Annotated in this window: 12 protein-coding genes; 3 read left to right on the top strand and 9 right to left on the bottom strand. The window is 38.4% G+C overall.

Features of this window, described 5'->3' with window-relative positions; genetic code table 11:
- Positions 1-63 precede the first annotated feature (63 nt).
- On the bottom strand, positions 64-1053 hold the full coding sequence (locus J6O61_RS02780; protein WP_292209315.1) for a LacI family DNA-binding transcriptional regulator: 990 nt from the start codon (positions 1051-1053) through the stop codon (positions 64-66).
- Positions 1054-1347: 294 nt separating this feature from the next.
- Between J6O61_RS02780 and J6O61_RS02775 the strand changes: the two genes are divergently transcribed.
- Positions 1348-2199, top strand: coding sequence for a hypothetical protein (locus J6O61_RS02775; RefSeq protein ID WP_292209313.1), 852 nt, complete (start codon positions 1348-1350; stop codon positions 2197-2199).
- A 444-nt stretch (positions 2200-2643) separates the two neighbouring features.
- On the opposite strand, the gene J6O61_RS02770 is transcribed toward J6O61_RS02775, so the two are convergent.
- The 8 genes from J6O61_RS02770 to J6O61_RS02735 all read right to left on the bottom strand — a co-directional run bounded on the left by J6O61_RS02770 (position 2644) and on the right by J6O61_RS02735 (position 9088).
- Entirely contained in the window at positions 2644-3345 is a 702-nt protein-coding gene (locus tag J6O61_RS02770) for a sugar transferase (protein ID WP_292209311.1), read from the bottom strand.
- A gap of 71 nt (positions 3346-3416) precedes the next feature.
- Positions 3417-4358 (bottom strand): hypothetical protein, encoded by a 942-nt coding sequence (locus tag J6O61_RS02765; RefSeq protein WP_292209308.1) that lies wholly within the window; start codon positions 4356-4358, stop codon positions 3417-3419.
- 90 nt (positions 4359-4448) lie between these two features.
- A complete protein-coding gene (locus J6O61_RS02760) occupies positions 4449-5183 on the bottom strand; it encodes a class B sortase (RefSeq protein WP_292209305.1) in 735 nt (244 codons plus the stop codon).
- A 4-nt stretch (positions 5184-5187) separates the two neighbouring features.
- The gene (locus J6O61_RS02755) at positions 5188-6246 is read right to left on the bottom strand and encodes an LCP family protein (RefSeq protein WP_292209302.1); all 1059 of its coding nucleotides are present in this window, start codon (positions 6244-6246) and stop codon (positions 5188-5190) included.
- Positions 6247-6262: 16 nt separating this feature from the next.
- A complete protein-coding gene (locus J6O61_RS02750; RefSeq protein ID WP_292209300.1) occupies positions 6263-6730 on the bottom strand; it encodes a hypothetical protein in 468 nt (155 codons plus the stop codon).
- Positions 6731-6756: 26 nt separating this feature from the next.
- Complete coding sequence (locus J6O61_RS02745; RefSeq protein WP_292209298.1) at positions 6757-7584, bottom strand: polysaccharide biosynthesis tyrosine autokinase; 828 nt, start codon at positions 7582-7584, stop codon at positions 6757-6759.
- Between the two features lie 12 nt (positions 7585-7596).
- Positions 7597-8334: a YveK family protein gene (locus tag J6O61_RS02740; protein ID WP_292209297.1), complete on the bottom strand. Its 738-nt coding sequence runs from the start codon at positions 8332-8334 to the stop codon at positions 7597-7599.
- A gap of 28 nt (positions 8335-8362) precedes the next feature.
- Positions 8363-9088, bottom strand: a complete 726-nt coding sequence (locus J6O61_RS02735) for a CpsB/CapC family capsule biosynthesis tyrosine phosphatase (protein WP_292209294.1) — start codon at positions 9086-9088, stop codon at positions 8363-8365.
- A 203-nt stretch (positions 9089-9291) separates the two neighbouring features.
- On the opposite strand from J6O61_RS02735, the gene J6O61_RS02730 reads away from it, so the two are divergent.
- Positions 9292-9474, top strand: a complete 183-nt coding sequence (locus J6O61_RS02730) for a DUF4250 domain-containing protein (protein ID WP_292209291.1) — start codon at positions 9292-9294, stop codon at positions 9472-9474.
- A 177-nt stretch (positions 9475-9651) separates the two neighbouring features.
- On the top strand, positions 9652-11874 hold the full coding sequence (locus J6O61_RS02725) for a hypothetical protein (RefSeq protein ID WP_292209289.1): 2223 nt from the start codon (positions 9652-9654) through the stop codon (positions 11872-11874).
- The last annotated feature ends 460 nt before the right edge of the window (positions 11875-12334 follow it).

The raw sequence follows: 12334 nt of genomic DNA, 5'->3' as shown, positions 1-12334 counted from the left end.
TAATTAAATAAAATATTTAAAGCACCGCTAATGGTGCGGGTTTCTGAACTTTAGTTCAAAAAGTCATACAATAATATCTTCGTACTTTATACGTACAAGTTCATGCTTTATTGTAACTTTTCGTCCGGTCTCGCCTGACATCAATCTATTGAGCTCACATATAGCCTTTTCAGATATCTTTGTAAAGTCCTGTTTTACTGTATTCATCTGCTTTCCCACATATCCCATGAGAATAATCCCGTCAAATCCACAAACAGGTCTGAAAATATCCATATCAATAAGCGCTTTCATTGCTCCTATAGCCATCATATCCGATGCACATACTACACAGTCTGCGTTTTTGGCAAAACGCATTGTAAGCTCCCTTGCCCTAAGCTCGGAAAACTGTCCGTTCCTTACTGTAAGCTTGAGATTTTTCTCCTCGCAAAGTTTCTTTATGCCAAGGAGTCTGTCCTTTGTGACATATCCGGTATCTTCTCCTGCAAGATAAAGAACCTTCTTGCATTTGTTCTCTGCAATAGTCTTTTTGGCAACGTCATACTGAGCTTTAGCATGGTCAACACTTACAGAAGATGTGGAATCATTTACCATTGGTGCATCCACTACAACCATCTTAAAGCGCCCACTGTTTATAAGTTTGTGGATAACTTTGTCCTTAGTTGTCATACCATAGACTATGATTCCCCTGATTCCCTGTGATTCAAAATAACCTGTAACCTCGTCAACCGTCATATCCTCTATCATTGAGGCAAAAACAGTGATAACATCCAGCTGCAGTTCTTTTGCCTTATGTACTGCCCCTGAAATGTACTGCATATTGATTTCATCACTGGCCTGAGTGTTTAAATTAAGTTTTATAAGAAGCGCTACTCTTCCCGTCTTTTTGGATGAAAGCGAAACGGCAACGGCGTTCGGAACAAACCCCAGCCTTTCAACTACTTCATTAACTTTGTTTTTTGTCTTATCGCTTACGTTGGGATAGTTATTTAAAACCTTCGAAACGGTAGAAATCGCTACCCCTGCCTCCTTGGCTACATCTTTTATGGATACCATTTTTTCCTCGTTATTTATTATATGTTATTTGGTATGTCTCTAATTTTCTGAAAATCAGGTTATTTCCAATAGAATTATTCATTGCCAGACAAGTTCAATTATCTGTCCGTAACGATTATTTATCCGAAAATTAGGAAATCGTTTTCCATACCATTTAATAATATATTTTTAACCTCAATTTGTCCATTAAAAATCCATAAAATCGCATGTTTATCGGAATGACACTAAGTTGCATTGTTGACAGTGCCCAAAAAGTCTACTACACTTTTCTTATGTTTTATCAGGGGGAAATCAATGAAAATTAAATGTGATTATTGCGGAAACACATATGAGGATACTTTAGAAAAGTGTCCATCCTGTGGAGCACCAAATCCATCCCATCAAAATTCCGGAAAGCCTAAATCAATTGAAGAACTAAAGGAGTGGTACAAAAACAGAAACCTTCCTTCCTATGAGATTACCCGGTTCTTTATCGGAGAAAACCATGAGGGACCAAGGGCCTTTGGAATATATAAGGATGAAAACGGTGATTTTATCGTCTATAAAAATAAGGCTGACGGGAGCCGGGCTGTAAGATATCAGGGCAAAGACGAAGAATACGCTGTAAATGAGCTTTATCAAAGATTAAAAGATGAAATAGTCCATCAAAAAAAACTAAACAGTGATAAAAGAAACAAAAGATCAGTTTCCGGTTCAATCAGATCATTTAAAGAAATGGGGTTTGTTGACAAACTTGTACACATTGCACCCAAAATATGGTTTCTTGCCTTAATCCTGATTCTGATAAACTCATTTATCGTAAGTCCGTTCAAGAACAGACATAACGGCTACTATCAATACAATTCGGATGTCCTGTACAACTACCAGGGTGACTGGTATTATTGGGATGTATACGATTGGGAGCCGCTTGAACAGGTTGCAGGTCCGGATTATGCAAGAGAAGTTTCAAAAGAACTTGAATCTAATTATGACGAATACTATCTCTCAGAGGGTTGGAACGATTCATATACTTTTGATAATTGGGAAAATTCTTCCTATTATGAGGAATATCATTCGTCAAGTAACTCCGATTATGACTCAGATTACGACTGGAGTTCAGATGACAGCTGGGATTCAGGCGGAACAGACTGGGATTCTGACTGGTAAATTGAAAAATATACCTATGAACGGACTCAATAGACAATATGATGGTTAACTGGTATGACAGTAGTTGTAGATTAGGGAGAGTATTCTAGCCAAGCATTTTGCTTACGCTAAAAAACTCTCCCTTAATCTTCACCGATAAACATACTATAACAATAATTCAGTCACTAGTACTGACTTCGGTCTTTGAACTTTATTACACTATATCTAAAAGTACCTTCCGCTATTTTTTACTTTGACTATTCTGCTAAAACAACTGCACCAAAAATATCTACAAGGTGCATATATCCACAATAACCATTTCCATCAAGAAGAGTTGTAACAGGATATCCGGCAGGAATTGTTACTTTTAGTTTTTGCCCTTCTTTATTAAATTACGCTAAAAAGCCTTACAGCTAAATCAAGCTGCAAGGCTTTTTTTATTGTCAGTTATTAAATTAAGGATTATCAATATGCTCCATCCTGTCCGAAAATTGCAGGGAAGGTTCTAAATATCAGCTCTATGTCTTTTGCAATGCTCATGTCCTGAATATACTGAAGATCAAGCTCTACCCACTTATCCCATTTTATCTTGGCTCTCCCACATACCTGCCAGTAGCAGGTAAGTCCGGGCTTAACAATTGTTCTCTGCTTCTCATAAGCGTTACATTCTTCCATCTGAGTTGTAAGTATAGGCCTTGGTCCTACAATGCTCATATCTCCTTTAATGATGTTAAAGAGCTGTGGAAGTTCATCTATGGAGTAGCGCCTTATGAATTTACCAACATGGGTAATCCTTGGATCATTCTTGATCTTAAATGCATGACCTGTCTGTTCATTCTGAGCCTGCATTCTCTCAAATTGAGCTTCAGCATTTTTATACATGCTTCTAAACTTGTAAATCTTGAAGCTCTTCATATCTTTGCCTGCTCTTTGTTGTGTAAAGAAAACAGGACCGCCATCTTCTAAAAAGATTGCTAATGCTGTCACTATAAATATCGGCGAAAGCATAATGATTGCAATACTTGATGCGACTATATCAAACGCCCTTTTTATCCATTTGTACACATTGGGCTTATGATCATATATTTCCTGATAATTAAGCTCAATTATCTTTCGACCGGCCAAAACTTTTTCGACTCTTACCGGTACTGTAGCAGCTTTTGCCATAAATTAGCCCCCTCATAGGTCAAAAATGACAGCAGACACTTCTTACGCTATAGAACTTTAGCAGAATCAAATCAATTTGTTGCGGATGCCATAACAGGAACTCTTATAAATGCTACTGTTCCATGCTGTGACATATTTACAATTACATGCTCTTTACGAATTTCCGACACCTGAAGCTGTACCCACTTACTTCCCTGAAGCTGATATACAGCGATATTATCTCCTACAGATACTCCACTAACGTAGAAATTAACCTTTGCTGTTTTAAATGAAGCTCCGGGAGAACTTGTTGTCACCACATTAAGGAGCGTTCCTCCAACACTTGCTGCAAGAGAGGTTGCTGAAGTAAGCTGCCCACCGGTAGCCGGAGTAAGTACAAATGTCACACTGCTCTTACCACCGTTAATCTCTACATGACCGCCCTGTCCTACGATAGTTGAGCCATAGCCAACTATATTATTTCTCTTATAAAAATCATTTGCAGATGAAGAACTTCCTCCACCTGAACCGCCTGAACCACCGGAAGACCCTGACGACTTAGAGCCCTTACTTCCGCTTGCAGAAATTGCATTTGCCAGATTCTGCACCTGAGTTGTCAAAAGAGCCAGCTGAGCAGTACTACTCTGAAGCTGTTCCTCGTATCCTTCAAGAATTACTTCGTACTCTTCCATTTTTGTTGTAAGTTCAGCAATCTGTTCTGCATTCGCTTCCTCGTTTGTCTGTAAAACTGCTATCTCTTCTTTAAGCGTTTGCACTTTTTCCTGCAAAGTAACAACATTCTCTCTCAAAGTAGCCACGCTCTCTCTAAGAGTTGTAACCTGCTCAGAAGTGTTTGTTTCACTTTCCTGAATAGCACTTTCAAGCTTTGTCTGCAGATCTTCAATCTTATTCATCAGATCCTCTGTAGTAATACTCTTTGAACCTGTTGTCGTAGTTTCATCTGCCGCAAATACGCTTAAAGATGAACTTACAAGCAAAATGCCTGCAACCGTGAGAGCAAGAATTTTCTTCATAATCTTTTGCCTCCATATACTTTTACTAAGCACAATATAACTTTCTATTTAAAAAAACTTCAGCGAAACAAATTTTTTTGCCAAAGCTCCTTACTCCTGATCTTCCCAGTCAATCACCCTGTCAATTTTCCCTGCAGCATCTCCCACAAGACAACCTATTACCACAGTCTGCTTATCACTGTCATCAGATGTAAGTGTCAAAAGAAAATGTCCGGGTTCAAGTCCTGTTTCCCATCCGGATCTGATATTCTTATTCATAGACCTTCCGGAATATATCTCATCAATAAACTGCTGACATCCTGACGCATACGAAAAATCGTACTGTTCAAGCAGCCTTGAATTGTCTCTTGTATATGCTGCCATTATGTAGTAAATAAGAGAATTGCCATCCATGTAGACCTGAATATACTGATGACTTTCAAAATAGCTTCTGTCAAGGAATCTGCCAAGCTCTGCAGTCGGAACTCCGTGAACCACCTCATTAAAATCACACATATCTTTCATGTTCGCGGATTCTATGTAATAGCACCCGTTTGGATCCGGCTCTTTTGCAACGTTATGTGACTTATAGAACTCATCATCACCGTCAGAATTTTGTAAAAGCGGTCCGTTGATTCCTGTGCCCGGAGCATAAATCCAGGCAAAAATGTCCTCGTTTTCTTCCCTTAGGCTTTCAAAATCAATCAGTGTCCCATCGCCGTCCGAAGGATTTATTTCTTTATCTGTTTTAGCGCATCCTGTTACTGCCAGAAAAACAAGTACCACTAAAATAATTTTTTTGACAATTTCCCTATCTATATCTGTATATCGTCTGGTTTTGTTCATTTATTTAGTCCACAGCATCAACTTTTTCATAAAAAACATCAATTATTGTTTTGTAAAGATCGTCATCATCTACATAGAACTCTTCAAACTTTCCGTTCTTAACATTTTCACCTTTAATCGTAATTATGTCTTCTGAATCAAATTCAAAATTTGAGATAAGCGGAGCCAGATAGCTTATCTCATCCGCAGTAATATTTGTAACCATCTTGCTGCTTATGGCACTAAACAGCTCAACCGCTGCGTTATTGTTTTCTTTAGTAGTCTCTTTTGCTGCCTCAATAAAGCCTTCAAGGTACTGCCTCTGCCTCTCAAGTCTGTTTTCATTAGACCCGAATACACTTACATCTCTGGATTTAACATAGTAAAAAGCACTGTCTCCCTCAAGATGGACCTGCGCACCTTTCTTTAGTGTTTTATCCCACTTGGTCAAATCCTCCAAAACAGTTACATCCACACCTCCAACCTGGTCGTTTATAATTGGAATAGCGCTCATGTTAATAGCCGCATATCCATGTATCGGAAGCTGATAAAACATATTTGAAACAGCCTTTACCTGATAACCACAGCTTTCTTCCATACCGTCTCCAAAGCCATGCTGTGTGGCTAATTGAGCAATTACTGTGGTCTGATACCTGCCAAATTCATCATAAACATCAACATTTGTCATGGAGTTTCTATTAATACCAATTATTTTGATTGACTGATCATGAGGATCGAGGACCAGCAAAAACAACGCATCTGCCTGGCCTCCATCCGTTCCCTCGGCAACCTTTACTACCGTATCATCATCTTTATCTATTCCCATAATCAGGAAAGTTGTTATATCATCGTTATAGTCATAAACATTGCCGTCATATGTGATCCAGTCATCTTCCCATGTGGCAGAAGTATCTTCATAGACTGCCGTATCCGTCTGAGCCATCATTGGCGTTGATGTTGCGGATTTAGAGTCAAGATTTGTTTTTCCAAATATTCGCATTACCTCAAACCCGGCAAGACCAAGTGTAGTAATGGTCATAAGTACAGCCCAGATTATGAGAAAGACCTTTACTGCTCCACGCATGTATTATCTCCTGTTGTCAATCCTCCAAAGAATTTCCGTTTGACGAAGCATCTGCGCTATTGTCCCGGTCGGATTCAAGCGTTTCTCCCATCAACATATCAGGGAAAAGACCATCCTCCATTACATCCACAGCATCGCCATTATTGTCTATATCTTTGATATCTGCCGGAAAAACTCTGGATTGTTTTGTCACATTTCCGCTGAAATCAGCCACAGCATAATAAACTACCGCTGTCTCCTGATCTCTGTTAAGTACGACTTTTTCAACTACAATCCTGGAAGTAAGATCTCCGTCTTTTGAATCATAAGCATTTATTCCTGCAAGCAGATCCTTATCTGTTGTTTCGGAACCATAGGTAAGATTCAGCGCAGTAAATCTAAATTCCGGCGGCAGCTTATCACTTCTCCCATATGCCAGAACTATAAGCACTACCAGAACCCCACTTAATATGGTAAAAAATATACCGAAAATATTCCCTTTCACCTGCTCCTCCAATTAATTTTAATTGATCATCCGTCTTTTCTGGTAACTTCCGCAAGATAGCTAAGTTCGTCAAGGTCATCATCGGGAGGTGAAGGCTCCTTTTCCCTGGGTCTGCTATTTACCCCCGTAGTACTGTCTGCCTCTTTACCATAGTAATTACCGTAATATTTACCATAATATTTGCCATAGTAATTGCCGTAGTGTCCATAATATCCTTTACCGGAAATATCCACTTTGTTAAGAACAACTCCAAGTATTTTAGCTCCGGCCTTATCAAGCTGATCTTTTACTCTCTGTGCAAATCTATAGCTGATGGCATTACTTTCAACGACCATAACTGTCCCGTCACACAGCTTGGAAACAACCGCCGCATCTATTACACTTCCAAGCGGCGGAGTATCGATTATTACATAATCAAATACCTGCTTCATGTTCTCCAAAACTTTTTCAAATATTCTTCCGCCCAAAAGTTCACTGGGATTGGGAGGAACCGGTCCACTAAATACCACATATAAATTAGGTGTATCCGTTTCGCAAATAACACTCGAAAGTCTTTCTCTACCCACAAGACAATGGGTTAACCCAAGCCTCACGGAACCTGTTCTGTATCTTCCCACAAGAACAGACTTTCTCATATCGGCATCTACCAGAATTGTCTTTTTTCCGGCTTCAGCAAAAGCTCTGGCAAGAGCCATAGCTACCGTAGTTTTTCCTTCGCCCGGCGTACAGCTTGTCACAGATATAATCCTGACATTTTGACCACTGAATTCTATGTTGCTTCGCAAGGTCTTGTACGCTTCTTTTATCTGATAATTATTTTCCGCCTGACTAAAATGAAGCTTTGCGTTCTGCATAATTCCCCCACTTTACTTCTTACCAGCTTTATTCTTTGCCTTCTTTGCTTTCTTTTTATCCTGTTCGTCAACTGTCAAAGGAACCAGTGCCAGTGTACTTAGTCCCAAATATCTCTCAACATCATCATTGTTCTTTATTGTGTCATCCAAAAGATATCCCAGGATCACAAAGAACGCCATTATAACTGCACCGATAAATCCTGAAAAAACAGTCCATTTTCCAACGCTGGGACTGGCCTTCTCCGTTGGAACATTTGCTGTTTCCGCAACATTTATTGCGTCAATATCCATAACATTTGTAATATGCTCACTTGCAACTTCACGGATACAGTTGGCAATCTTCATGGCCATAAGCGGATCTTCATCCCTGACCGTTATAGCAACTATTCTGGTATCAGATGGCGTATCCACTTTAAGAACATCGGATAAATCCTTATAATCCATTTCCACAAGATTCAATCTCTGAATAACTTCCTCAAGAACATATCTGCTCTTAATTAGTTCAGCATAGTCCTGAGTGAGCTGCGTAGATATCTGCACGTCAGAATATGTAACAGTCTGATTCTCTTCCTTATTAAGAATGTAAATTTTTGTTGTTGATTCATAAATCGGGTGAAGCACAAATTTACTGATAAAAAGTCCTGCCAAAGCAAAAAAGACTCCGGCACTTATTATCAAAAAGGCTCTCCCTAAAAGAATTGCAAACAGTTCCCCAAGATTAATTTCTATTATGTCATCTCTTTTGTTCACACTAATCTCCCTTGATGCTTGTAAAGTATCAGATCAATTCATTTTTTAAAACACTTAACGGGTTTTCTAAAAATATCTTCCTTCCATAATCAGCATCTGTTTTTCTATCAACATAACTCCTGCAATCCTGCAAAAGCGGTGCTCTTGTTTTAGTATCATGGGCATCAGATGCCACAAAATGAACCAGACGCTTTTTTATCAGTTTCTTTGTAAAATGGGATATTAAAAATCCATATTTTCCCATGACACTCGACGCATTTACCTGTATATAACATCCCATATCTATCAGTTCTTTAACATATGATGGATGGGAAACTATGTCACTGTATCTTTCAATATGAGCAATTATGGGAATGTAGCCGGCTCCCAAAATCTGATATACGGCATTATGAATCGCTTTATAGGGATTGGTTGGATGAAACTCAACAAGTACGTAGTCTGATCCAGCCAGGGTGCATATTTCCCCATTTTCAAGTTCTTCAAGGATCTTTTCACTGTAGTATATTTCGTTTCCGGAATAGAGTTTTATTTTTAAGCCTAGAGATTTTGCCTTGTTAAGAAGCCCCTCTGTATATGCTTTATTATGATCAGGACTTACATTATGATGCATAGGCTTATGATGTGGCGTAAGTATCATAGCTACAGTTCCGTCTTTTTCAGCCATCTGTAGCATTTTCAGACTCGTTTCCGCATCCGGCGAGCCGTCATCAACTCCGGGCATTACATGACAATGAATATCAATACAAGCCTGCATTTTTGTATCTACCTTTGAAATGCTTTTTTGAAAGACCGCACAAAAATATATGATATATCAAACTAATTATACACCCTTATTTTCTGCTGTTTCAATATAGTGTGGTAATTTATAAAATTTTAACCAATATATTGGGTGAAGAAAAAATATTGTTGGAATGTGATATTATAGAGCAAAAAGTTTATTCGAAAAGGAGATAAAAAATGATTCCACAGGACCCTGTTATGCTGCTCAGCTACATAAATATGAAGCTTAGAGACGAATACGATAATCTGGATTCTCTTGCCGAAGGGCTGGATCTGTCAAAAGGTGAGCTACAAGATATTGTATCTAAATTAGAGTCGATAGGCTATATATATGACAAAGTCAACAATAAATTTTCTTAATTTTCTAAAAATTTATGTGGAGAAAATAACAAAAAAGTAAAGAAAATAAAGCACTCATAAACATTCAGTTAACTTACATTTTTGAGCGCAATTATGATTATTCCTATGATTGTGCCGTTGCTATTATGAAGCTAACAAAAGGGCGAAGCAACAAAAATGAAAGTGAGGGTGAATGTTATGATGAGAAAAAATTTAGGAAACCACAAATTCAGAACCTGGATGTTAGTATTTCTTTCAACATTAATTACATTTTCCGGAACAATGAGAATGCCAATTACATCCTACGCCAATGACAATCAGCAGGAAAACGAAGCTTCTGAATCTGAAGAAAACAACAATGAATCAGATGTAAATAACGAAAACAACACTGGTAGCAGTAACGAAAATAATGATAATAACAACGATAATGAAAATCAGGATACCGGAAACGAAAATGCAGACCAGAATGACCAGAATGATAATAAAGAAAATAATAAGCAGGACCACAATGATGTAAACACCGGAAATAATGAATCCGGAGATTCAAACGAAAATAATTCAGACAATGGATCTGATGAACAAACTGAAGTTAATGCATCCAATGAGTCTGATAAGCAAACTGAAGTTAATAAAGCCAATAAGTCTGATGAGCAAACTGAAGATAATTCAGCCAATAAGTCTGATGAGCAAAACGAAAGTGATGCAGATAATGAAAATAGCCGGAATGACTTAAACTCCACCGAAGAAGAAAGTGATAACACAAATGCTACAACAGATGATGAACAGTCAGTCAATAGTTCAGATGATGCAACAGCTGCCGGAGAAAAAACAAATACACTAAGTTTAGAAAATGCAGCAGAAAATTCTAATGATAGTACTAATGCTTCCTGTCCTGTACAACCGACAAAACCTGAAGAGCCTACAGGCGAAATAAACAACGACATTATCCGCCAGTACAATTCAGAAGCTGAAAATTATAATCAGCAGGTTGATGAATACAACAGCGCAGTTGATGCTGAATATGAGCAGGCTATAGTTGATACCGAAAAAAGAAATGAAGAAATAGAAGCCAACAATCAGGCTGAACTTGAAAAGGTCGAGGAAATCCGAAAAGAAAACGAAAAACTTCAAGCACAGTATGAAAAAGATCTTGTTCAGTATGAAAAAGATCTTGCTATGGAAGAAAGAATCAAAGCAGCCGGATATGATTCTGTAGAGCAGTACAACAACACGATAAATACTTATTACAACAATCCTGCAAACACTTCCGTAGAAAAAAATGCAGATGAGAACGCAGTATTTTCAATCGGTAACTCCTATACTATTGAAGAAGCTTCTGAAAAATCCGGCAATGCTGTAAAAATACATATCGAGCACAACTTTTCAGAAATAGGTCTCTACTATTTTGAAGATTTCGAAATTGATGAAAACGACGTTATTACATTTAATTCAGCCGGTGCCCAGCTTGAAACTACCAATCCCGGTTATGCATGCTTTTATATGAACACCGATGAAAATCACAGCATGGGATACTGGATAAGTGCAGGAAGTGTGCTAATGGACAACGCAGTCACATCTTCCTGGTCATGGAATAGTGGCGATAGCCATACTTTGACTTATAAAGACGGGACAAACCATGCCAGTGATATAACTGATATAGATATGATTTATGACTACGCATGGATGCCACTTAGAGTCTACAAAACCTATAACACACCTGTAGAACCAACTTTAAATCTTGTTGACTATACCCCAAATATCCTTGAAAAGCTCACAGCACCCAGCAAAAGATCATATTTAAGTCGCATTAGTCTTATGGATCTTCTGGAAGAACCCGAAGTAGTACCTACACCTGATCCGGAACCTACAGTTACTCCTACACCTGATCCAGAACCAACAGTTACTCCTGAACCCGAGGTAACACCTGAAATTACTCCAGTTCCTGTAATATACCCGATAGTTACACCAACTCCAGCGCCGGAACCTATTGTCACACCGATTTCCGATCCTGAACCTATTATTACACCGGCTCCAGATCCTGAACTTATAGTTACACCGATTATCCCTGATTTACCGGTTCCAGCATCTCCAACGCCTGTAAATAATGACGAAGATGCTACTGACAACGACACAGCAGACACAGACGATACAACAACTGATGATACTGTTACAACTACACCGGTTACTCCGGAAGCTATAACAATTCCGGAAGCTCCTACCCCATTAGCAGCTACTTTCGAAGAAGCAGCTGTCCTTGGAGCAACAAGAGATACAAATAATGAAGCTGCAGTACTCGGCGCAAGAAGAGCTTCAACTGAAGATACAACAAATACACCTGCAAGAATAATGCTCATTCTCCTTGCAGCATTTACATCAATCACAGTTATAAGAAAAACAACAAAGAGCGCTATTCTCAGATAATATTTAATTGAACCCCTTTTAAAACTTTCATATAGTTCTGCAAAAGACAGGGACTGCCCTCATCACAGTCCCTGTCTTTTTGCTGTGAACATCTTTCCTGAACATATATAGAAAAATAATGATGCAGGCCGGAAAATAACAATAACGAAATAATATTTGACATTATCTTTTTCTGTGTTATAGTTGTAATAGAACAACAAACACAAATTCACATAAAGCCTTATTTTATGAGGAGCTGGTTACCGTTAGCGACCGTATTTGGGTCGGTTACGGTATCCGCATCCGACCGGACTATGTCAGATAATAAACCGCGTTATTAGAGTCCAGCTAAGAAATGTCAAGGAGTAAATTGAAAATGTTAGAAATTAGCCATTACCTGCATTTTGGGTAACCTTAATAAAGCTAATTCATTTATAGCACATTGAAAATGACAAATTAGATATCAGGCAGCTTTTGTAGT

This window comes from Butyrivibrio sp. (assembly GCF_017635265.1).
In the GTDB taxonomy this organism is placed as follows: Bacteria; Bacillota; Clostridia; order Lachnospirales; family Lachnospiraceae; genus Butyrivibrio.
The sequence above is the reverse complement of the archived record's forward strand: the minus strand, read 5'-3'. Positions and strand labels throughout refer to the sequence as shown.